The sequence below is a fragment of the Nonomuraea sp. C10 genome, assembly GCF_008017515.1.
Lineage (GTDB): Bacteria > Actinomycetota > Actinomycetes > Streptosporangiales > Streptosporangiaceae > Nonomuraea > Nonomuraea ferruginea.
In genome coordinates this window covers 767695-788215 of sequence record NZ_VPFF01000003.1, presented here as the reverse complement: position 1 = coordinate 788215, position 20521 = coordinate 767695, and the positions used below count along the sequence as shown (strand labels likewise).

The 20521-nt window shown below is 71.5% G+C and carries 23 protein-coding genes; 12 read left to right on the top strand and 11 right to left on the bottom strand.

What is annotated here, in order from left to right:
• Positions 1-40: 40 nt before the first annotated feature.
• Positions 41-979, top strand: coding sequence for a TIM barrel protein (locus FR742_RS35165; RefSeq protein WP_148035606.1), 939 nt, complete (start codon positions 41-43; stop codon positions 977-979).
• 21 nt (positions 980-1000) lie between these two features.
• On the opposite strand, the gene FR742_RS35160 is transcribed toward FR742_RS35165, so the two are convergent.
• The gene (locus FR742_RS35160; RefSeq protein WP_148035605.1) at positions 1001-1471 is read right to left on the bottom strand and encodes a MarR family winged helix-turn-helix transcriptional regulator; all 471 of its coding nucleotides are present in this window, start codon (positions 1469-1471) and stop codon (positions 1001-1003) included.
• A 61-nt stretch (positions 1472-1532) separates the two neighbouring features.
• On the opposite strand from FR742_RS35160, the gene FR742_RS35155 reads away from it, so the two are divergent.
• A complete protein-coding gene (locus FR742_RS35155) occupies positions 1533-1949 on the top strand; it encodes a cupin domain-containing protein (protein WP_148035604.1) in 417 nt (138 codons plus the stop codon).
• Between the two features lie 136 nt (positions 1950-2085).
• On the opposite strand, the gene FR742_RS35150 is transcribed toward FR742_RS35155, so the two are convergent.
• Together FR742_RS35150 and FR742_RS35145 are read right to left on the bottom strand one after the other, a co-directional pair.
• Positions 2086-2910 (bottom strand): NAD(P)H-binding protein, encoded by an 825-nt coding sequence (locus FR742_RS35150; protein ID WP_261808957.1) that lies wholly within the window; start codon positions 2908-2910, stop codon positions 2086-2088.
• A 128-nt stretch (positions 2911-3038) separates the two neighbouring features.
• On the bottom strand, positions 3039-3905 hold the full coding sequence (locus FR742_RS35145) for an A/G-specific adenine glycosylase (protein ID WP_187281521.1): 867 nt from the start codon (positions 3903-3905) through the stop codon (positions 3039-3041).
• A gap of 79 nt (positions 3906-3984) precedes the next feature.
• On the opposite strand from FR742_RS35145, the gene FR742_RS35140 reads away from it, so the two are divergent.
• Positions 3985-4653: a hypothetical protein gene (locus FR742_RS35140; protein ID WP_187281520.1), complete on the top strand. Its 669-nt coding sequence runs from the start codon at positions 3985-3987 to the stop codon at positions 4651-4653.
• A 49-nt stretch (positions 4654-4702) separates the two neighbouring features.
• On the opposite strand, the gene disA is transcribed toward FR742_RS35140, so the two are convergent.
• Positions 4703-5785, bottom strand: a complete 1083-nt coding sequence (disA, locus tag FR742_RS35135) for a DNA integrity scanning diadenylate cyclase DisA (protein WP_148035602.1) — start codon at positions 5783-5785, stop codon at positions 4703-4705.
• A 107-nt stretch (positions 5786-5892) separates the two neighbouring features.
• Positions 5893-6285: a helix-turn-helix domain-containing protein gene (locus FR742_RS35130; RefSeq protein ID WP_148035601.1), complete on the bottom strand. Its 393-nt coding sequence runs from the start codon at positions 6283-6285 to the stop codon at positions 5893-5895.
• Between the two features lie 87 nt (positions 6286-6372).
• Between FR742_RS35130 and FR742_RS35125 the strand changes: the two genes are divergently transcribed.
• On the top strand, positions 6373-7257 hold the full coding sequence (locus FR742_RS35125; RefSeq protein WP_148035600.1) for an NAD(P)H-binding protein: 885 nt from the start codon (positions 6373-6375) through the stop codon (positions 7255-7257).
• Between the two features lie 32 nt (positions 7258-7289).
• Here FR742_RS35125 and radA read toward each other — a convergent pair whose 3' ends face one another.
• From radA to FR742_RS35105, 4 genes are read right to left on the bottom strand one after another with little or no spacing between them, the layout of a single operon-like run.
• Positions 7290-8696: a DNA repair protein RadA gene (gene radA, locus FR742_RS35120; protein ID WP_148035599.1), complete on the bottom strand. Its 1407-nt coding sequence runs from the start codon at positions 8694-8696 to the stop codon at positions 7290-7292.
• A 37-nt stretch (positions 8697-8733) separates the two neighbouring features.
• Positions 8734-9039 (bottom strand): thioredoxin, encoded by a 306-nt coding sequence (gene trxA, locus FR742_RS35115; protein ID WP_148035598.1) that lies wholly within the window; start codon positions 9037-9039, stop codon positions 8734-8736.
• Complete coding sequence (locus FR742_RS35110; protein ID WP_148035597.1) at positions 9036-9410, bottom strand: MerR family transcriptional regulator; 375 nt, start codon at positions 9408-9410, stop codon at positions 9036-9038. The genes trxA and FR742_RS35110 overlap by 4 nt, the downstream gene beginning before the upstream one ends.
• Positions 9411-9452: 42 nt before the next feature.
• The gene (locus FR742_RS35105) at positions 9453-10151 is read right to left on the bottom strand and encodes a class I SAM-dependent methyltransferase (RefSeq protein ID WP_148035596.1); all 699 of its coding nucleotides are present in this window, start codon (positions 10149-10151) and stop codon (positions 9453-9455) included.
• Positions 10152-10207: 56 nt separating this feature from the next.
• Here FR742_RS35105 and FR742_RS35100 point away from each other — a divergent pair, with 56 nt between their 5' ends.
• The 7 genes from FR742_RS35100 to FR742_RS35070 all read left to right on the top strand — a co-directional run bounded on the left by FR742_RS35100 (position 10208) and on the right by FR742_RS35070 (position 16931).
• On the top strand, positions 10208-11017 hold the full coding sequence (locus FR742_RS35100; protein WP_148035595.1) for a sugar phosphate isomerase/epimerase: 810 nt from the start codon (positions 10208-10210) through the stop codon (positions 11015-11017).
• Complete coding sequence (locus FR742_RS35095) at positions 11014-11790, top strand: class I SAM-dependent methyltransferase (RefSeq protein ID WP_148035594.1); 777 nt, start codon at positions 11014-11016, stop codon at positions 11788-11790. Before FR742_RS35100 ends, FR742_RS35095 begins: the two co-directional genes overlap by 4 nt.
• The gene (locus tag FR742_RS35090) at positions 11787-12371 is read left to right on the top strand and encodes a TetR family transcriptional regulator (protein WP_148035593.1); all 585 of its coding nucleotides are present in this window, start codon (positions 11787-11789) and stop codon (positions 12369-12371) included. The genes FR742_RS35095 and FR742_RS35090 overlap by 4 nt, the downstream gene beginning before the upstream one ends.
• 138 nt (positions 12372-12509) lie before the next feature.
• Positions 12510-14618, top strand: a complete 2109-nt coding sequence (locus tag FR742_RS35085; RefSeq protein ID WP_148035592.1) for a (Fe-S)-binding protein — start codon at positions 12510-12512, stop codon at positions 14616-14618.
• Between the two features lie 161 nt (positions 14619-14779).
• Positions 14780-15562 (top strand): hypothetical protein, encoded by a 783-nt coding sequence (locus FR742_RS35080; RefSeq protein WP_261808956.1) that lies wholly within the window; start codon positions 14780-14782, stop codon positions 15560-15562.
• Positions 15559-16620 (top strand): glycosyltransferase, encoded by a 1062-nt coding sequence (locus FR742_RS35075; RefSeq protein WP_148035590.1) that lies wholly within the window; start codon positions 15559-15561, stop codon positions 16618-16620. The genes FR742_RS35080 and FR742_RS35075 overlap by 4 nt, the downstream gene beginning before the upstream one ends.
• A 29-nt stretch (positions 16621-16649) precedes the next feature.
• Positions 16650-16931 (top strand): metal-sensitive transcriptional regulator, encoded by a 282-nt coding sequence (locus FR742_RS35070; protein ID WP_049560737.1) that lies wholly within the window; start codon positions 16650-16652, stop codon positions 16929-16931.
• Positions 16932-17406: 475 nt separating this feature from the next.
• Here FR742_RS35070 and FR742_RS35065 read toward each other — a convergent pair whose 3' ends face one another.
• The gene (locus FR742_RS35065) at positions 17407-18954 is read right to left on the bottom strand and encodes a hypothetical protein (protein ID WP_148035589.1); all 1548 of its coding nucleotides are present in this window, start codon (positions 18952-18954) and stop codon (positions 17407-17409) included.
• A 62-nt stretch (positions 18955-19016) separates the two neighbouring features.
• Between FR742_RS35065 and FR742_RS35060 the strand changes: the two genes are divergently transcribed.
• The gene (locus FR742_RS35060; RefSeq protein WP_148035588.1) at positions 19017-19919 is read left to right on the top strand and encodes a hypothetical protein; all 903 of its coding nucleotides are present in this window, start codon (positions 19017-19019) and stop codon (positions 19917-19919) included.
• Here FR742_RS35060 and FR742_RS35055 read toward each other — a convergent pair.
• Positions 19891-20412 (bottom strand): gamma carbonic anhydrase family protein, encoded by a 522-nt coding sequence (locus FR742_RS35055; RefSeq protein ID WP_187281519.1) that lies wholly within the window; start codon positions 20410-20412, stop codon positions 19891-19893. The genes FR742_RS35060 and FR742_RS35055 overlap by 29 nt on opposite strands.
• Positions 20413-20521: the final 109 nt, after the last annotated feature.

Genomic DNA, 20521 nt, shown 5'->3' with positions numbered 1-20521 from the left:
CGGGCGAGGGGGAAACCAGTGAGAGTCGTGGAGGAAACCGATGCGCCTGCGTCACGATGACGGAACGCTCGTTCACCTCGCCTACAACGCAGGCGTGCACCCCGCGGAGGATCTGGAGAACCTGATCGCCCATCTCACCCGCTACGCCGTGCCGGTGCGCAAGCGGCTCGGCGTGGAGCGGATGGGGGTCGGCCTGTGGCTCTCGCCCGCCGTCGCCGACCATCTGACCGCCGACCGCATAGAACTCGTCCGCCTGCGCCGCTCCCTCGAAGAGCGCGGCCTGGAGGTCGTCAGCCTCAACGGCACCGGCGGTCGCAACCAGGAGGCGCCCGGCCCCGACTGGGCCAAGCCCGAGCGCTACCGCTACACGATGGCGCTGGCCAAGATCCTCGCGTTCCTGCTGCCGGACGACATCCAGTCGGGCAGCATCTCCACCATCCCGATCGGCTGGCGCCGCGACTGGCCGGCCGACCTGCAGGCGATCGCCACCCGGCGGCTGGAGCGGCTCGCCCGCGAGCTGCGCGGCCTCCACAGCATCACCGGCAAGACGGTCAGGGTCGGTTTCGAGCCGTGGCCCGGCTGCGTGCTGGAGACCACGGAGCAGGCGCTGGAGCGGGTGCGCGGCATCGACTCCGACCACCTGGGCGTCTGCCTCGACGCGTGCCACCTGGCCCGCGGCGCCGAGGAGACCGGTGAGGCGCTGCGCGGCCTGGCCAAGACCGGCGCCCCCGTGGTCAAGCTCGGCCACGTGCACCACCACACCGGCGGGTCGCCCAACACCGGCGGCGTCCTGCACGACACCCTGACGGCGATGCTCTCCGGCGCGGTGAGCGGCAGCGCCCACATCGAGGTCGAGACCCACAACCTGGCGGTCCCGGGCCGCGCCAAGGGCCCCGGCGCCCTGGTCTCGCTCCTGGCCCAGGAGCTCGACTGGGCGCGCACCAGCCTCACCAGCCTGGGTCTCCAGCTCGCCGCCTGACCCGGGGACTGGTCCGGCGCCTCACGGGGCGCCGAACCAGCCCGGGATGTCGAGGCGCCACAGGTTGGCGGGGGTCATTGTGCGGAGGTCGGCCTCCAGCGCCCGCAGCCGGTCCTCGCCCAGCTCGGCGGCCCAGCGGGCGCGCAGGTCGTCGAAGATCGCGGCCGAGCGGGCGAGGGCGTCCATGCCGTACGGGGTCAGACGGACGATCTTGCGCCGGGTGTCGGCGGGGTCGCGGGTGCGTTCGACGTAGCCGATGCGTTCCAGTGCCTCGACGGTCTTGCCCGCGGCCTGCTTGGTGACGCCGAGCGTGCGGCCCAGGTCGACCGCGGTCGTGCCGTCGGGCCCGATGGCCTGCATGACGAAGCCGTGCATGGGCCGGATGTCCGGATGCCCCTGACGGCCCAGCTCGGCGTGGAGCTCGTCGATGAGCACCCGGAAGGCCAGGAAGAGGCGGAGGGGGAGTTCGAACCCCGGGGGTGTGCTTGACACAATAGACAACCTGGTTCACTATCTAGACAATGACGTTGTCTATCTTAGAGGAGCACCTGCCATGACCGTCATCCGCGACGCGCGGGCACGCAGGATCGAGACGCCCAACGGGACCATGACCACGCTCGCCTCACCCACCCAGGGCGAGTCCCGCCAGGCCGTGTGGCGCGTGGACGCCAAGCCCGGCACGGCGGGCCCGCTGCACGCCTTCGACACCGAGTCGGTGTGGACCTGGCTGGCGGGCCGCTGCACCGTCCAGCTCGGCGGCGAACGGGTCGAGGTCGCGGCGGGCGACACCATGGTGCTGCCCGCCGGCGCGCTGCGCCGGTTGTTCGCCGACGAGCGGCACGGCTTCGCGGCGATCGTGGCCGCTCCCGCGGGCGTCCAGGTCTACAACCCGGACGGGCTCGACACCCCGGACGCCTGCGACCTCGTACCGGAAGGCACCCGCAGCATGCCCCTGCCCTGGGCGCAGTGACCGCCCTCAGGACGGGTGCGCGTGGGCGTCGGCCCAGGAGGGTGCCCTGGGCCCGGTGGCCGGCCTCACGGCAGGTGCGTGTGGGCCTCGGCCCGGGAGCGGAAGGTGCGGGTGCCCTGGGCCCCGGTGACCGGGCTCAGGGTGCGGGCTGGAACAGGTGGGTGTGGGTGTCGGCCCAGGAGCGGAAGGTGCGGGCCGGAGTGCCGGTGACCTTCTCGACCGTGGTGGTGACCGGCGCCGGGCCGGCGGTCATCGCGGCCTGGGCGCGCAGGACGTCGTCGGCCACCTCGGGCGGCCAGCCGCGGGCGAGCATCCGCTGCCTGGCCTCCTCGGGCGGCGCCTCCTCCCACCGCACGGGCCGGCCGACCGCCTCGCCGATCACGCGCACCTGATCGGCCTGGGTCAGCGACTCCGGCCCGGTCAGCTCGTGGACGGCGTCCTCATGCCCCTCCTGGAGCAGCGCCGCGACCGCGACCGCGGCGATGTCCTGTTCGTGGACGAGCGACATGGCGGCCCGGCCGTACGGCTCGCGCACCACGTCCCCGGCGCGGATCTGCCCGGCCCAGCGCGACGCGTTCGCCGCGAAGGCGTGCGGGCGCAGGACCGTCCACTCCAGACCGGACCGTTCGATCAGGCCCTCGGCACGCCGCTCGTGCTCGCGCACCGTGGCCGAGGACAGGTAGACCAGCTTGCGGGCGTGCCCCGCCATCAGCGCCAGCACCGCCTCCAGCCCGTCCACCGAGGCGAACGGCCAGATCAGGAACACGGCGTCGACGCCGTCGACCGCCGGGGCCAGCGAACCGGGCGCCGACAGGTCGCCGCGCAGGGGCTGGACGCCGGGCGGGAAGCCCGCCGGGGTCCGGGACAGTGCCCGCACCTCGGCCCCGTCCTCCGCCAGCCGCGCCGTCACGTGGCGCCCGACCGTGCCGGTCGCCGCCGTCACCAGAATCCGTTGTGACACTTCTTTCCCTCCCCGAAGGACTCACTGATCGTCAACCGTAGGAGGAAGGCGCGCGACGGCCCATGCTCAGCTGTCGCGGATTCATACGCGATCGTCGTTCCTGCCCAGAGGCAGATCGTCGTTCCTGGCTAGAGGCAGTACGTGCCGTCCTCCAGGACCTGGGCCAGGCCGTCCGCGACGAGGCCGTCGAGCGCCCGCTCGCGCTGCACGGCGTCCTCCCAGACCGCGTCCAGCGCCGCCTTCGGCACCGGCCCGTGGGCGGCGCGCAGGACCGCGAGCAGGCGCCCGCGGCACTGGCGGTCGGTGCCCGCGTACGTCTGACCCTTGCGGGCGGGACCCGCGTGCGGCGGCTTGCCGGCCAGCCGCCACGCGCACACCCCCGCGATCGGGCAGCCCTCGCACCGGGGGGCGCGGGCGGTGCAGACGAGCGCCCCCAGCTCCATCACCGCCACTCCCCAGCGGGGCGCGCCCAGCTCGGGCAGGAGAGCCTCCGCGAGGCGGCGTTCGGCGGCGGAGGTGGCCGTCGGGGGATACTCCTCGGCCCGTACCGCCCGCGCGAACACCCGTCGCACGTTGGTGTCCAGGATCGCGTGCCGGCCGCCGAACGCGAAGCCGGCGACCGCGGCGGCGGTGTACTCGCCGATCCCCGGCAGGGCGAGCAGCGTCGCGTGGTCGGAAGGGACCTCGCCGCCGTGCCGCTCGGTGATGGCCGTGGCGCACGCGTGCAGGCGCAGCGCCCGGCGCGGGTAGCCGAGCCGCCCCCAGGCGCGCACGGCCTCGCCGGAGGGCTCCGCGGCCAGCGCCTTCGGAGTGGGCCAGCGGGTCATCCACTCGTGCCAGACGGGCAGCACCCGGGCCACCGGCGTCTGCTGCAGCATGATCTCGCTGACGAGCACTCCCCACGGGGTCCGGTCAGGGGTGCGCCAGGGGAGGTCCCGGGCGTTGTTTTCGTACCACTCCAGAATGGGAAGGTGTAGGAGTTTCGGCTCGATCACGCAGCCCAGCGTATGACGAGATGGCAAGGTCCGGCGTGTCGTCACGACGCGTCACCGGATGGTTACCCATCCTGGCGGCATGGATCCGGAAACCATGCGCGGAGACTCGGGAATCGGGGGCGACGTCTACTGGCGGCGGCGCATGAGCCTGCTCATCGGAGTGCTCGTGGTCGTTGCCGTGGTGGCGTGGGCCTGCTCCAGTTCGGGCGGCCCGGAGAAGCGGTCCGACGCCCAGGTCTCCCCCAGCCCCGCCCCGGTCACGGACCCGCTGCTGGCGGGGCTGCGCACGCTGGCCATGGGCACCGCCAGCCCGTCACCGACGCCCAGCCCGAGCAAGACCCCGCGCGCCAGGCGCGCGGGCGAGCCCTGCGACGACAAGGACCTCGTGCTCCACCTCCAGGGCAAGCAGGAGATCTACGCGAGCGGCGCGCGCCCGCACTTCATCGTCACCGTGGTCAACACCGGGCCGGTGATGTGCAAGGCCGACGTCGGCCCGCGGGCGCTGGAGATCCGCATCACCTCGGGCGAGGACCGCATCTGGTCCACCGCCGACTGCGTCAGCGGCCCGGGGACGGAGACGCGCGAGCTGCAGCGCGGCGTGCCCTACGTCCGCACCCTCGACTGGAACCGCCGCCGCTCCAGCGGGAGCTGCCGCGCCGACCCGCCCGCCGCCCTTCCCGGCACGTACGTGGTGGTGGCGCGCCTGGGCGAGCACAAGAGCCCGAAGGGCGTCTTCCATCTCCGCTGAGCCCGTCGCCGCTCACAGGGCGTCTCAGAGGCGTACGGGGGGCGTCTGGTCAGACGTAGCGCTCCAGGATCGAGGACTCCGCGAGGCGGGAGAGCCCTTCGCGGACACTGCGGGCCCTGGACTCGCCGACGCCGCCCACGGCCTGGAGGTCGTCGATGCTGGCCGCCAGGAGCTTCTGCAGGCTGCCGAAGTGGTTGACCAGGCGGTCGACCACGGTGGCGGGCAGCCGGGGCACCTTGGCCAGCAGGCGGAACCCGCGCGGGCTGACCGGGCTGTCGAGCTTGTCGCCGCCGTTGTGGCCCAGCAGGCCGGCGACCACCGGCAGGTCGAGCAGCTCGTTGCCGGACAGCGCGTCGAGATCGTGCAGGGCGTCGGACAGGCGGCGCTGGCGGCGGCTCGACGGGGCCGGAAGGTAGTCGCGCACCACCAGCTCCCGCTCGGAGTCGACGCCGGAGACCAGCTCGTCGAGCTGCAGGGACAGCAGCCTGCCGTCGGTGCCGAGCTCGACCACGTATCCCTTGATCTCGTCGGAGATGCGCCGGACCATCTCCAGCCGCTGCGCCACGGCCGCCACGTCGCGCACGGTGACCAGATCCTCGATCTCCAGCGCGGAGAGCGTGCCGGAGACCTCGTCGAGGCGGTGCTTGTAGCGCTCAAGGGTGGCCAGGGCCTGGTTGGCCTTGGACATGATCGCGGCCGACTCTTCGAGCACGTAGCGGATGCCGTCGAGGTAGAGGGCGATGATCCGCATGGACTTGCTGATCGCGATGATCGGCAGGCCCGTCTCCTTGGCCACGCGCTGGGCGGTGCGGTGGCGGGTGCCGGACTCGTCGGTGGGGATGGTGGGGTCGGGAACCAGGTGGACGGCGGCGCGCACGATCTTGTGGTCGTCGCTGATGACGATCGCCCCGTCCATCTTGGCCAGCTCGCGCAGCCTGGTGGCGGAGAAGTCGACGTCGAGATGGAAGCCGCCGCTGCAGAGGCGCTCGACCATCTTGTTGTAGCCGAGCACGAGCAGGCCGCCGGTCTGCCCGCGCAGGATCCGCTCCAGGCCGTCGCGCAGTGGTGTGCCCGGGGCCACCGCGGCCAGGGCTTCGCGACGGCGGTCGTCAAGACTCCTGTCGTTTGGCACCTGACCCCCGTGTCGAAATAGTCAAGCCCAGCTTAGCCGCGCCGTCTCACTCTCTCCTCCGCCTTTGGGCGGGTCATACCACGGTAGCGAGTCACCCGGGTCCGGATTCAACGGCCGGCGGCATCCCACCGCTCCCGGGCCGCCGCCATGGTGTCCCTGTGCTCCCTCGACCAGTCGGCCAGCCGCTCGACCGTCTCGGCCAGGCTCCGGCCGACCGGCGTCAGCCGGTACTCGACCTGCGGCGGGATCGTGGGGTACGCCGTCCGCTCGACCAGCCCGTCCCGGCACAGCCGCCGTGTCGTCAACGTCAGCATCCGCTGCGAGATGCCGGGGATCGCCCGTTGCAGCTCCCTGAACCGCCGCACGCCTTTGGCCAGCTCCACTATCACCAGCACCGTCCATTTGTCGCCGAGACGGTCGAGCACATCGCGGATGCCGCAGTCGTCATCCCCGCACGGCCCGGGGACCTGGGGGGTTACCTCCGTGTTCGCGGCTGACATGAAAGTGCCTCCTTAAAGTCGGCGCCCGGACGCCCCATGCTGGGCGTCATTCACCTTTTCGCGCACCTCAACAACAGGAGTGGTCTCATGATTCTCGTCACCGGCGTGTCGGGGAAACTCGGCAGTGCGATCCTCGCCGGGCTGCGGGCCGTGGACGGGCCGGTGACAGTCGGGGCCAGCAGTTCCGGCGACGGCGCGGTGGTCCGGCTCGCCGACTTCGACCGGCCGGAAACGCTGGAGCCGGCCTTCGCGGGCGTGGACGTGCTGGTGTTCGTCTCGGCGGGGTACGCCGAAGACGACGTCGTGCTGGCCCGCCACGGCGCCGTGGTGCGGGCGGCCACCGCCGCCGGAGTCCGGCACGTGATCTACACCAGCCTGGCCGGCTCGGGGGAGCGGCTCACGATCGCGCTCGCGCACCGCTGGACCGAGGCGCGGCTGGCCGAGGCGCCCTTCGACGTCACCGTCCTGCGCAACGGCCTGTACGCCGAGATCCCGGCCGGGCTGGCCGTGGCAGGGGCCGCCGCGGCGGCGGCGAGCGGGGTGTTCGCCGCGCCGCTCGGTGACGGGCGGCTGTCGGCCGTCGCACGCGACGACCTGGCCGCCGTGGCCGTGCGGGTGGCGGCCGAGGCGCAGGCGGACCTGGCGTCGGGGGCGGCGGGGGCGCAGCGGCGGCACGCGGGCCGCACGTACGAGCTGGAGGGCGTGGAGGCGGTCGGCGGGCGGGAGCTCGCCGAGGCGCTGGCCGAGACGCTCGGCCGGCCCGTCGAGTACCGGCCGGCTCCGCTGGGCGAGACGCGGGCGTCGCTGGCCGGGCTGGAGCCCTACCAGGTGGGGCACACGATGTCGACGTTCTCCAACATCGGCGCGGGGCTGCTGGAGGGCCGCGGCGGTGACCTGACGGCGTTCCTGGACGCGCCGCGGCCGGTGCGCGACCTGGTCACGGCGGCGGTCAAGTCGGCCCTGGGAGGCTAGCCCCGCCTCAGTGGCCCCACCGGATGTACGGGTCAGGTCACGTGGGTGAGGGCGTCCCAGACGTTCTCCGCCTCGACGACCTCGAAGCCGGGGGCGAAGGCGACCGGGCCGACCGGGACGAGGGAACGCTGGCCGTTGGGCTTGCGGGTGCCCTCGTCGAGGGAGCCGACCGGGACCAGGCCGCGTTTGAAGCCGAGGCGGGCGGCTTCGGTGAGGCGGCGGCGGACGTCCTTGACGGGGCGGAGCTCGCCCGCGAGGCCGACCTCGCCGAGCGCGACCAGGCCCGCCGGGAGGGGTTTGTCGCCCGCGGCGCTGGCGACGGCGAGCATGACCGACAGGTCGACGGCCGGGTCGCTGAGCTTGATGCCGCCCACGGTGGCGGTGAAGACGTCGCAGCCGCCCAGCCGGGCGTTGAGCCGGCGCTCCAGCACGGCGAGGACCATCTGGACGCGGTAGGTGTCGAGGCCGGAGGAGGTGCGCCGCGGCTGCTGGGCCTCGGTGCGCGCCACCAGGGCTTGGACCTCGGCGGGCAGCGGGCGGGTGCCCTCGACCGTGACGGTCACGCAGGTGCCGGGGACGGGGTCGGAGCGGCGGGAGACGAACAGGCCGCTGGGGTCGGTGATGCCCTCGATGCCGCGCTCGTGGAGGTCGAAGCAGCCGACCTCGTCGGTGGGGCCGAACCTGTTCTTGATCGCGCGGACCATGCGGAGCCGGGAGTGGCGGTCGCCCTCGAAGTTGAGCACCACGTCGACGAGGTGTTCGAGGGTGCGCGGGCCGGCGATGGAGCCTTCCTTGGTGACGTGGCCGACCAGGACGGTCGACATGTCGCGCTCCTTGGCCAGCCGCACGAGGTTGGCCGCGACCTCGCGGACCTGGGTGACGCCGCCGGGGACGCCGGTGGCCTGGGCGGAGCCGACGGTCTGCACCGAGTCGACCACGAGCATGCGGGGCTGGATCTTCTCCACATGGGCGATCAGCGCCGACAGCTCGGTCTCGGCCGCCAGGTAGAGGCGGTCGCGGATGGCGCCGATGCGGTCGGCGCGGAGCCGGACCTGGGCGGCCGACTCCTCGCCGGTGACGTAGAGGACGGTCTCGCGCTCGGCGATGCGGGCGGCGGCCTCCAGCAGCAGCGTCGACTTGCCGATGCCGGGCTCGCCGGCCAGCAGCACGACCGCGCCCGGCACCAGGCCGCCGCCGAGCACCCGGTCGAGCTCGCCGACGCCTGTGGTGCGGGCGGCGGCGATCTCGGCCTTGACCTGGCCGATCGGCATCGCCGGGGCGGTGGTGGCGCCGGCCTGGACGACGTGCGCGCCGGCGCGGCCGCCCTCCTCGTCGACGGTGCCCCACGCCTGGCACTCGCCGCACCGGCCGACCCACTTGGGGGTGCGCCAGCCGCACTCGGCGCAGCGGTATCCGGGCTTCTGCGCAGTCTTGGCCATGGCGAGCAGGCTAGCGGGCCGGACCGACAAGCCGGTGCTACGCCAGGCCCAGCTCCTTGACGAGCATGCGCTTGGGCCGGGCGCCGACGATCTGCCTGACCGGCCGGCCGTCCTCGAACAGCAGCAGCGTGGGCAGGCTCATGACGCCGTAGCGGGCCTGGATCTCGGGGTGGTGGTCGGTGTCGAGCTTTCCGATGGTCAGCCCGTGCTCGGCCTCGATCTCCTCCAGCACGGGGGCGATCATCTTGCAGGGCGGGCACCATTCGGCCCAGAAGTCGACGAGCACCGGCTTGCCCGCGCCGAGCACCTGCTCGTCGAAGTTGTCCGTGGTGAGCGTGATCATGTGTCTCCTCTGAAGAAGCAGCCTTCGCACGATCCGGCGAGTTGCGCGGCGACCTCCGCGCGGCGGGTCAGCAGCAGCCGGATCTCGTCGTCGATCTCGGCGAGCTTGCGCTGGTAGACGGCCATCGACTCGGGGCAGGACCCGCCGCTGTCGTGGCCGGAGCGCAGGCAGTCGACGAACGGGCGGGTGTCCTCCAGCGTGAACCCCACCGACAGCAGGGCGCGGATCTCCGACACGAGCCGGACGTCCGCCTCCGCGTAGTGGCGGTAGCCGTTGGCGCTCCTGTGGGCGCGCAACAGCCCGTGCTGCTCGTAGTAGCGGAGCGAGCGGGTGCTCACCCCGGTCCGCCGGGCCAGCTCTCCGATGCGCATGCGCTCAAGGTAAACGTTGACACCGGCGTCAAGGTCAAGCGCTCAGAAGTAGCGCCAGCGGAGCACGTTGGGATAGGCCAGCTCCAGGCCCGGCGTCTCGGCGATGGCCTGCTCGGCCACCTCGGGGGCGAACTCGATGCGCAGCACCGCCTCCAGATCGGCCCGCCGCTCGAAGACCATGCGCAGGTCGAGCCGCCGCCGCTGCCAGCCCTGGCGGTCCCAGAACGCCTCCACCTTCGGCGCGGAGTAGGCGGGGACCGTGCGCTGGAACCACCGGCCGAACGGGCCCCCGGTGGCGTCGAGGTCGAGGACGAAGGCCGCGCCGCCGCGCCGTACGACCCGCGACAGCTCGCGCAGGCCAGGCTCGCAGCCGGGCCCGAAGAAGTAGGCCCAGCGCGCGATCGCGACGTCGACCGAGGCGTCCGGCAGCGGCAGGTCCTGGGCGGCGGCTTCGCGCACCTCGACGGACGGGAGCGCGGCGCACCGGCGGCGGGCCGCGGCGGCCAGGTCGCGGTGCGGCTCGACGCCGATCACCCGGGCGGCCTCGGCGGCGTAGCCCGGCAGGTGGTAGCCGGTGCCGCAGCCGATGTCGAGCACGGTCGCGCCCTGCCACGGCCGGAGTTTCCGCATCGCCGCGCCGGCGATGTCGTCGGGGTCGACCGCGCGGTTCTCCAGCTCGTACACCTGCGGTGTGTTCCAGATGTTGGGGCTCGGGATCGCGCCTCGGACCGTCCTGGGCATGCGACAACCGTACGGGGTGGCGCGCCGGCACGGGACATCCGGCTTAGGCTGGCAACGTGGCTGATGTCATCCGCGTGCCCAATGCGAAGATCGCATTGTCCACCGCTTCGGTATATCCGGAACGCACGCCTGATGCGTTCGAGCTGGCTGCCCGGCTGGGCTACGACGGTGTCGAGATCATGGTCGGCGCCGACCCGGTGAGCCAGGACATCGACGTGATCGAGCGGCTCTCCGACCATTACGAGGTGCCCGTCCTCGCCATCCACGCGCCCTGCCTGCTCGTCACCCAGCGGGTGTGGGGGCGCGACCCGTGGGCCAAGCTGGTCCGCGCGCAGAAGGCGGCCGAGCGGCTCGGCGCCTCGGCCGTCGTCGTGCACCCTCCGTTCCGCTGGCAGCGCGACTACGCCCGGGAGTTCGAGGTCGGGCTGGCCCGCATGCGCGACGAGACCGACGTGATCTTCGCGGTCGAGAACATGTTCCCCCTCAGGGCCCGCGGCAACGACGTGGTGCCCTACTCGCCCGACTGGAACCCGACCGACTACGACTTCCCGCACGTCACGCTCGACCTGTCGCACACCGCCGTGTCGGGCTCCGACGCCATGGACATGGCGACCAAGCTCGGCGACCGGCTGGCGCACCTCCACCTGGCCGACGGCATGGGGGTCACCAACAAGGACGAGCACCTGGTGCCGGGCAGGGGCAACCAGCCGTGCGCGCCCATGCTGGAGCGCCTGGCCCGGAACGGCTACGACGGCCTGGTCGTCCTGGAGATCAACACCCGCAAGGCGGCCAGCCGCTCCGAGCGCATCGACGACCTGGCCGAGGCGCTCGCCTTCGCCCGGCTCTACCTGGCGGCCTCGACATGACCCATGAGCGCCTGCGCACGGGGCCGAGCCGCGAACTCGGCCTGGCGTTCGAGCGGGTGGCCGACGCGTACGACGCCGGCCGGCCCGGCTATCCCGACGAGCTCTACCACGCGCTGGTGGAGGTGTCCGGCGTGCCGCTCGACGGCGCCACGGTGGTCGACGTGGGCGCCGGCACCGGGAAGCTCGCGCACGCCCTGCGGGCCCGCGGCTCGCGGGTGGTCGCGGTCGACCCGGGCGCGGAGATGCTGGCCAGGCTGCGGGCCAAGGGCACGGCGGGGGTGGCCGCGGTGCGGGCCGACGGCAACGCGCTGCCGCTGGCGGGCCGGTCCGCCGACCTGGTGACGTACGGCCAGTCCTGGCACTGGCTCGACCCGGTGGCCTCGATCGAGGAGGCCAGGCGGGTGCTGCGGCCGGGCGGGGCCGTCGCCGCCTGCTGGAACTTCGCGCACGCGGCCCAGGCCGAGTGGCTGGCCGCCCACGAGGAGCGGCTGGCCGGGGCGTGCCCCACCTACTGGGGGCCGGCCACGGAGGAGTGGTCGGTGCCGCCGATCGCGGCCGCGTTCGAGGTGGTGGAGGAGCGCTGGATCCCGTGGACCCGCCTGGTCGGGATCGAGGACTTCCTGCTCGACCTGCGTTCTCACTCGTACATGGCGGCGATGCCGGAAGCCGAGGCCGACGCGCTGGTGGAGCTGCAGCGGGCGGAGCTGCGCCGTGAGTTCCCGGACGACGTGGTGTCGGTGCCGATGCGGGTCTACCTGGCGGTAGGCCGGTGAGCACCATCAAGAGGCGTCCGGGGCGGCGTCCCGGCTCGGCCGACACGCGCGGGGAGATCCTCGCGGCGGCCCGGAAGGTCTTCGCCGAGAAGGGCTTCGACAAGGCCACGGTGCGCGGCATCGCCAGGGAGGCGAAGGTCGACCCGGCGCTGGTCCACCACTACTTCGACACCAAGGAGGGCATGTTCGCGGCGGCGATGCGGCTGCCGATCACGCCTGACCTGGTCGTCTCGGTGCTGCTCGACGGCCCCCGTGAAGAGCTCGGGAGGCGGCTGGTTACCATGATGCTCACGGTGACCGGTGATCCCGAGACCCGTGAGCCGATGATCGCGCTGGTCCGCTCAGCCATGACCCACGAGCAGTCGCGCGTGCTGTTCCGCGAGTTCATCACCAACGCCCTGCTCTACAGGGTGGCCGACCACCTCGGGATCCCCCATCTCCGGATCGAGGCCGCCTTCTCGCAGATGTTCGGGGTGATCGTGGCCCGTCACGTGCTGCGGCTGGAGCCCATGGCGAGCGCCGAGCCCGAGGAACTGGTGGAGCTGCTGGCGCCGACGATTCAGCGCTATCTCACACTGTAGAGCATTGTTCTGGAGCTGATCCTCACCATAAGGTGAAACTCGGTTACCTCCAGGAAGTTACTCGCGGGTAGGATCCCGGCGGGGCCAGGTCAGCGGGGTGACCGTACGCTGACAAACAACGTCGTTGTGGGAGGACCCGTGCTCTGGGTAGCCATCATCGGGCTCGTGATGACCGTCGTGGCGGTGGCCGTCGCGGGCCGCAGGGCTCTGTTCCTGTTCAAGCTCGCCACGGTGGGCCCGCCGGCCCCCGAGCGCGTGCAGTACGCCAAGGACAACGCCGGCGCCGAGATCAAGACGCAGCTGGTGGAGGTGCTCGGCCAGAAGAAGCTGCTGAAGTGGACGCCGTCCGGGGTGGCGCACTTCTTCGTCATGTGGGCGTTCTTCATCCTGCTGACCGTCTACATCGAGGCGTACGGCGCGATCATCCAGGGTGCGATCACCGGCCGGCCGAACTTCCACATCCCGTTGATCGGGCAGTGGCCGGTGCTCGGGTTCCTGCAGGACTTCATCGCGGTGGCGTGTCTGCTGGGCCTGGTCGCCTTCGCGGTCATCCGGTTGCGTGAGTCGCCGGCCAAGCTGGGCCGCGGGTCGCGGTTCTCCGGCTCGCACCTGGGCGGCGCGTGGCTGGTGCTGTTCATGATCTTCAACATCATCTGGACGCTGTTCCTGGCCAGGGGTGCGGCGGCGGCCAACGGCAACCTGCCGTACTCCTCCGGCGCGTTCGTGTCGATCCCGCTGGGCCAGGTGCTGCCGGCCAGCGGGCTGCTGGAGGAGATCGCGCTGCTCCTGCACATCGGCTTCATGCTGGTGTTCCTGATCATCGTGGTGAACTCCAAGCACCTGCACATCTTCACCGCGCCGCTGAACGTGCTGTTCTCGCGCCGCCCGGACGGCATGGGCGCGGTGCCGGAGATGCGCGTCGACGGCAAGCCGGTCGACTTCGAGGACGAGGACCTGGATCCGGAGCGGCTGGGCCGGGGCAAGATCGGTGACACCACGTGGAAGGGGTTCCTGGACTTCTACTCCTGCACCGAGTGCGGCCGTTGCCAGTCGCAGTGCCCGGCGTGGAACACCGACAAGCCGCTGTCGCCGAAGATGCTCATCATCGACCAGCGTGACCACGCCTTCGCGGTCGCCCCGTACCTGATGGCCGCCGCCAACGGCGGCAACGGGCACGAGGACACCGACGTGCTGGCGCTGCTGAACAAGCCGCTGGTCGGCGAGGAGGGCGTGATCCACCCGGACGTGCTGTGGTCGTGCACCAACTGCGGCGCGTGTGTGGAGCAGTGCCCGGTGGACATCGAGCACATCGATCACATCATCGACATGCGTCGTTACCAGGTGATGGTGGAGTCGTCGTTCCCGTCGGAGGCGGGGGTGATGGTGAAGAACCTGGAGAACAAGGGCAACCCGTGGGGCATGTCGGAGATGAAGCGGGCCGACTGGATCGCCGAGCTCGATTTCGAGGTCGAGCTGGTCGAGGAGAAGATGCCCGCCGACGCGGAGTACCTGTTCTGGGTGGGCTGCGCGGGTGCGCTGGAGGACCGGGCGAAGAAGACCACCAAGGCGGTGGCGGAGCTGCTGCACATCGCCGGGGTGAAGTTCGCGGTGCTCGGCCCGATGGAGGCGTGCACCGGTGACCCGGCCCGCCGGCTGGGCATGGAGTACCTGTTCAACATGCTGGCCCAGCAGAACATCGAGACGCTGAACGAGGCCGGGGTCAAGAAGATCGTGGCGACCTGTCCGCACTGCTTCAACACGCTGGCCAACGAGTATCCGCAGCTGGGCGGCATGTTCGAGGTCGTGCACCACACCCAGCTGCTGGCCAGGCTGGTCGACGAGGGCAAGCTGACCCCGATCACGCCGATCGAGGAGAAGATCACCTACCACGACCCGTGCTTCCTGGGCCGGCACAACAAGGTCTACTCCCAGCCCCGCGACATCATGTCCAAGGTGCCCGGGGTGCAGACGCAGGAGATGCACCGGCACAAGGACCGCGGTTTCTGCTGCGGCGCGGGTGGGGCGCGGATGTGGATGGAGGAGCGGATCGGCAAGCGCATCAACACCGAGCGGGTGGACGAGGCGCTGACGACGGATCCGGACACGGTTTCCACCGCGTGCCCGTTCTGCATGGTGATGCTGGGGGACGCGATCAATGAGAAGAAGAACAGCGGCGAGGCCAAGGAGTCGCTGGAGGTCGTGGACGTGGCGCAGCTCCTGATCAAGTCGGTGAAGACCCCCGTCTGACCCAGAAAGTGAAACTCCTCCACAGGTATCTGTGGAGGAGTTTCGCCGGTCAAAGGGGGTGATCGCCGGAAATCCGGCATCCACATAACGGGTAAATCACGGTAACCTCAACGTCGCATGGCTCTATTCGACGGGGAGGGGGGCTCGTGATGAGCGTTGTCGTGACAGACTCCGAAGTCACCCTTGCCGACGTCCTCTCCCTCCGGCTCGCCATGGAGGAGCCGCTGAAGAGCGGCACCGAGCTGGTGCTGCGCCACCGCACCAGCGGCGTGGAGCGAGAGGTGACGCTCGGCACGCCGGGCGCCGTCGCGCGCGAGGCCACCGTCGCCGTGTCGCTGGCCCCGCTGCTGCTCACCGCCGGGCGCTGGGACGCCTACCTGCGCCACCAGGGCAGACGCAACAGGCTGCGCAGCATCGACCCCGGCTTCTCGCTCGATCATCTCGACGCGTACGCGCTGTGCAAGCGCACGCTCGCCTACCGCTCCTATCGCACCCGCAACGGCTATCTGGCGCTGAAGATCGACGACGCCGCGCCCGTGGCGGAGGTGCGCGCGGTCTGGTTCAGGGAGGGCCGCTTCGAGGTGACCGGCCTGCTCGCCTACACCGGCCTGGAGGACGACGACTCCCGCCACGAGGCCATGCTGGCGCTGCAGCGCAGGCAGACGGGCGCGCGCGTGTCGGCCAACGCCACCGTCCAGGGTGTGCGCTTCCACGCCGCGGTCTCGCTGGTCGACGTGCTCGCCGCCGACCCCGAGGCCTCGGGTACGTGGGAGCCGTCGCTGGAGGTGGACGGGGTCGGCGAGCCGTTGCGGCTGGGCGGCTGGCTCGACGACGTCGACGGCAAGCGGCGCCGCCTGCACTACCCGTCGGCCCGCATCGACGGCGTGCCCATCAAGCCCTCCTACACCGCCGACGACGAGCTGCGCATCGAGGTGGGCGGGTGAAGGTCACCTTCCTGCTCTCCTCCGCGTACGCGATGCGGGGAGACGTGCGCTCGGCGCTCAACCTCGCTGGCGCGCTGGCCCAGCGGCACGAGGTCGAGGTGATCAGCCTCAGGAGGCAGAAGGAGAAGCCGTTCTTCCCGGTCGCCGCGGGCGTGACCATGCGCTCGGTGATCGACGTGAGGCCAGGCGTCCGGCGTCTGTTCCCGCAGGGGCAGGTGCGCACGGAGGTGGCCCTGTGGCGGATGCTGCGCTCACTCAGAAGTGACGTTCTCGTCACCGCCAGGCCGGGGCTCAGCGTCCAGGCCGCGCGGCACGCCCCGCGCGAGATCCTGCGCATCGCCCGTGAGTGGGGCAGGCCGGCGGTGCCCGGCCCGGTCAAGAAGCTCTACCCGCGCCTGGACGCCGTCGTCGCGGCCACCGAGCCGGCCCGCGAGGAGTGGGCCAGGCTGCTCGACTCCGGGCCGCACGTGCACGCCATCCCCGACGCGCTGCCCGGCTCGCCGTGGCCGCGCTCGCGGATGGACAACCGCATCGTGGCGGCGGGCGGCCGCTGGGTGGCCGCCAAGTCGTACGACAGGCTGATCCGCGCCTTCGCCGTCGTCTCCGCCGAGCGCCCCGACTGGCGGCTCAGGCTGTACGGGAGCGGCCCCGAGGAGCGGCGGCTGCGCGCGCTGGTCGACGAGCTGAGCCTGCACAACCACGTCTACTTCATGGGCACCACCCCCGATCTGACCGGCGAGTTCGCCAAGGCGTCGATCGTGGCCAACACCTCCCACACCGCCGACCTCGGCATGACCGTGCTGGAGGCGATGGGGTGCGGGGTGCCCGTGGTGGCGTTCGAGGGCACCCACGGGCCCGCCGAGTTCGTGGCCACCGGCTACAACGGCGTGCTGGTGCCCGAGGCCGACGAGCAGGCGTTCGCCGGGGCGATGCTGGCGCTCATCGGCGACGAGCGCAGGCGGCGCTCGCTGGCCGCCGGGGCGCTCGACACGGCCATCCGCCACGCCGCCGACGAGGTGGGCGAGCAGTGGGAGAAGCTGTTCGCAGGGCTCCGCTGAGTGATACCCGGAGCGGGTACCTTAGATGTATGCATGGGTACAGCGGAGACAAGCAGGCCTATCTGACGCGGCTCAGGCGCATCGAAGGGCAGATCAGGGGCCTGCAGCGCATGGTCGACGACGACGCCTACTGCATCGACGTCCTCACCCAGGTCTCGGCCGCGACGCGGGCGTTGCAGGCGGTGGCGCTGGGGCTGCTGGAGGAGCACATCTCCCACTGCGTCGCCGACGCCATCGCCACCGGTGGCCCGGAGGCCGACGCGAAGGTCAAGGAGGCCTCGGCCGCGATCGCGCGACTCGTCCGTTCGTAGGAGGGCCGCCCCTCGGGAGGACTAGTCATCGTGAGCCACCCCGTACATGACATGTCCCGGACCCCTGGGGGAGTCCGGGACCAAGTCATGTGATCGTCTTCAGCGACTCGCCGAAGTCCGCAATCCGAGCGCGTCGTCGAGCTCGTCCAAGGTCAGCCGCCGCTCGCTGACAGCGACGGCGGTGAGCACCTCGGCGTAGAGCGCAATCTCGTCCAACGCGACACGGTCATGGACCCGAGTGTCCAAGTTTTCGTGCCCCACCGCGTCGTCCTTCCTTCCGCAGCCCACACCCTCTCCGAGGTTACGGCGCGGGCCCTTCCGGCGACATGGCCCATCGGAGTCATTCCTTTCGTCGCCGATGAGGCCCCAAGGGGATCATTTCCCCGGGTAGAGATCACAATTCAGCTAATAACGCGTGATCTTAAGTGTTAGAACGATATAGGCGGAGTTAGGGTGAAATAGCGGCATTAGTGGTTTACGTGTGACTCATGGGGTCGTCGCGCTCCAGGACCAGGCGGCGCACCAGCGCGGCCGACCCCGCGAACCCCCGCTCCGGCACCCGCGCCCCGGACACCCGATGCCAGGCCAGCCCCACCGCGTACGCGGCTCCCAGCACCGCGGCCGTACTGGCACGGTCGGGCGGCATCATGCCGGTGCCGGCCTCGTCGCGCACGTGCGTGAACCCGCCCCGCAGGTCGGGCGGACCGGCCCCCGGCAGCCGGAGCCGCCGCGTGCCGGTGTCGTCCGGAGTCGTTTCCGAAATGTGACCTGTACTCAACTTATTGGGCCCCGGAATGCCCCCCGTTCCCGTAACGGGGCCGCCTGGGACGGGGAGCGGGCCGGAGCCGGTGAGCGGGCCGGTAAACGACTCGTTATCGGGGTTCCGGTATTGACCGGAAAAGCCTCCGGAGGGCCGCACGGGAAAACCTTCCGGCTCGGTCCGCTCGCCCGCCGACGTGCTCGTCAGGCCCGCCCGCAGCAGCTCCTCGTACGCGTGACGGAGCCGGTGGTCGAGCCGGGGCGGCAGCAGCCCTTTGGAGTCGGACAGGTCCGCCAGATAAGCGGCGGCGGCCCGCGGCGGGTCGGTCGTGAAGGCCAGCGCCTCGACGAGGTCGTAGACCGTGTGGGACAGGTGGGCCTCCGGGTCGGTCTCCGCCATCACCGCCCGGGCCAGCCGCGGCGGGCAGCGGCGCAGCCAGGCCCGGCGCAGCTCCTGGTCCCCGCGCGCGGCCGCGTCGTCGTCCAGGCCCGGCTTCCGCAGCTCGGGCTCCACCATCGTGAGCAGCGCCAGCGCGCGCGGCCTGAACCGGGTGTCGGACAGCAGGATGTGAGCTGTGTCGGCGATCAGCGCGGCCAGGCGCAGTGCGGTGCGCGGGTGGCCGGCCCGCAGCCGCTCGCCCACCAGCGCGACCAGACCGGCCAGGGGCGGCGCCGGCAGCCAGCGCACCCACTCGTCGCCCGGCAGCGACCGGCGCAGGAACTGGCCGAACATGGTGATCAGCCGTTCGTTGCCGTCGAAGGCCGGCGCGTACGCGCACCACATGATCGTGCCCCAGATGGCCGCCACCGTGCTGGGCACGTCGGAGGCGAAGACGTCGTCGAAGGCGGCGAGAGGATAGTCGAGCTCGCTCCTGCGGCAGTTGGCCCGCAGCAGGTCGTTGACGCGCTCGCACAGCTTCGGCGGCACGTCGGGGCCGACGAAGGCCTGCGTGGAGCCCGGCTCGGCGGCGAAGTCGGGCCCGCCGGGGATGATCTTCGTAGGCAGCGCGGCCGGGGAGTGGCCCACCTGCCGGGCGCGGATGCGCCGGGGCGGCGGCGCGGGGTGCCAGCGGCCGTCGGCCGGGTCGTGCAGGTGCCAGCGCGCGTGCGCGCCGAACAGCCACCGGTCGCCGTCGCGGGTCACCAGCGTCCTGGCGGCGATCGCGTGCGCGCGGGTGTCGCCGGGCAGCCCCTGCCAGCGCGGGTCGTCGACCATCGCGCGGATCTCCGCCTCCGCGGCGGTGAACGCATTCCAGGGGCGCACGGCGGCCATCGTAGTAGTCCGTCCGTAACCGAAGGTTGGCAGTACACGGCAGAATGTCCGCTATGAGGGCGAGACTGGCGGGCATGATGGCGGTCGTGGGTGTGGTGAGCGGGTGCGGGACGATCACGGCGGCCCAGCCGCCGCTGGAGGGGCCAGGCGTGCTCACGCTGGAGAAGGCCCAGCCCCCCACGCCGGGCGGCGAGGTGGGCGGCGCCTCCACCGAGTTCGCGTCCGCCAAGGACCTGTCGATGTGGCTCAAGCTCAGCGAGAAGGAGAAGGACGTCGACCGGCTCGCCAAGATGGACGTGGGCAAGACCGCCAAGGGCGCCATGTACCTGGAGCCCAAGACCTCCGCCTGGTTCGACGGCTTCCGCGGCCCGTTCGTCTACCAAGACCTGGCCGGCGACATCGTCATGCACGCCAGGGTGAAGGTCGAGGGCAAGAGCGGCGGCAAGCCCAGGCGCAAGTTCTCGCTCGGCGGCCTGATGGCCCGGGTGCCGGACTCGTACGACAACGCCAACTGGGTGTCGATCACCGCAGGCACGACCGACAGGACCGGCCGGCTGGAGTCGAAGTACACCAGGGACGGCAGCTCCAAGCCCAAGGAGACAGCCGTCAAGAGCGGCTGGACGGAGTTAGTGCTGGCCCGGGTGGGCAGGGTGTGCGCCGCGCTCTACAAGGAGGAGGGCGGCGAGTGGAAGGTGGCCGACCGCTGGCCGACCGAGTTCCCCGAGGTGCTGCAGTGGGGCCTGGTCGCGTACACCGACTGGGACAGCTACTACGCGCTTAAGAAGGACCACGTCAAGGGCAACGCCAAGCAGGTGAAGGGGCAGCCCGACCTGAAGATGACCGTCGACTACGTGCGGTTCCTCCGGCCGGAGCTGCCCGATTACGCCGACCCGCTGAACACCGCGTCGGTCTCGGACGAGGTGCTGATCAAAGTGGTGACGCCCGCCGATGCCTGAGCGCCGCCGCCATGTAGGTGTCGGGCGTGCGGGCGAAGGACGCCCGGTCGTCGTCGGTCAGCTCGCGTACGATCTTCCCCGGCACCCCCGCCACCAGCACGCCGGCCGGGATCTTCTTGCCGGGCCCGATCAGCGCGCCCGCCGCGACGAGCGTGCCGGCTCCCACGTGGGCCCCTCCCAGCACGATCGCGCCGATGCCGATCAGCGCGCCGGACTCGACGTGGGCGCCGTGGACCATGGCCTTGTGCCCCAGGCTCACCCGGGGCTCCAGGATGGCCGGCTCGCCGGGGTCGGCGTGCAGGCAGCACAGGTCCTGGACGTTGCACTCCTCACCGATCTCGATGCGCTCACTGTCCGCCCTGAGAACGGAGCCGTACCAGATGCTCGACGCCCGGCCGATCGAGACCCTGCCGACCACGACGGCGCCAGGGGCGACGTACGCGTCCGGGTGGATCTCCGGGGCCGCCCCGTCGTCCAATGCAGCGATGTACATCTGACCCATCGTAATTCCCGCCGTTTCCTGCCCGGCTCTGGCATTCCGGTTGCGGGTATGGGCAGTTGGCAGGAAAGTCGATTACTGACGTCTCGTCGTCACACCCTCA

Coding starts and splice junctions, on each gene's coding strand:
- FR742_RS35165 (WP_148035606.1), top strand. CDS start 41: ATGCGCCTGCGTCACGATGACGGAACGCTCGTTCACCTCGCCTACAAC.
- FR742_RS35155 (WP_148035604.1), top strand. CDS start 1,533: ATGACCGTCATCCGCGACGCGCGGGCACGCAGGATCGAGACGCCCAAC.
- FR742_RS35140 (WP_187281520.1), top strand. CDS start 3,985: ATGGATCCGGAAACCATGCGCGGAGACTCGGGAATCGGGGGCGACGTC.
- FR742_RS35130 (WP_148035601.1), bottom strand. CDS start 6,285: ATGTCAGCCGCGAACACGGAGGTAACCCCCCAGGTCCCCGGGCCGTGC.
- FR742_RS35125 (WP_148035600.1), top strand. CDS start 6,373: ATGATTCTCGTCACCGGCGTGTCGGGGAAACTCGGCAGTGCGATCCTC.
- radA (WP_148035599.1), bottom strand. CDS start 8,696: ATGGCCAAGACTGCGCAGAAGCCCGGATACCGCTGCGCCGAGTGCGGC.
- trxA (WP_148035598.1), bottom strand. CDS start 9,039: ATGATCACGCTCACCACGGACAACTTCGACGAGCAGGTGCTCGGCGCG.
- FR742_RS35110 (WP_148035597.1), bottom strand. CDS start 9,410: ATGCGCATCGGAGAGCTGGCCCGGCGGACCGGGGTGAGCACCCGCTCG.
- FR742_RS35105 (WP_148035596.1), bottom strand. CDS start 10,151: ATGCCCAGGACGGTCCGAGGCGCGATCCCGAGCCCCAACATCTGGAAC.
- FR742_RS35095 (WP_148035594.1), top strand. CDS start 11,014: ATGACCCATGAGCGCCTGCGCACGGGGCCGAGCCGCGAACTCGGCCTG.
- FR742_RS35070 (WP_049560737.1), top strand. CDS start 16,650: ATGCATGGGTACAGCGGAGACAAGCAGGCCTATCTGACGCGGCTCAGG.
- FR742_RS35060 (WP_148035588.1), top strand. CDS start 19,017: ATGAGGGCGAGACTGGCGGGCATGATGGCGGTCGTGGGTGTGGTGAGC.
- FR742_RS35055 (WP_187281519.1), bottom strand. CDS start 20,412: ATGTACATCGCTGCATTGGACGACGGGGCGGCCCCGGAGATCCACCCG.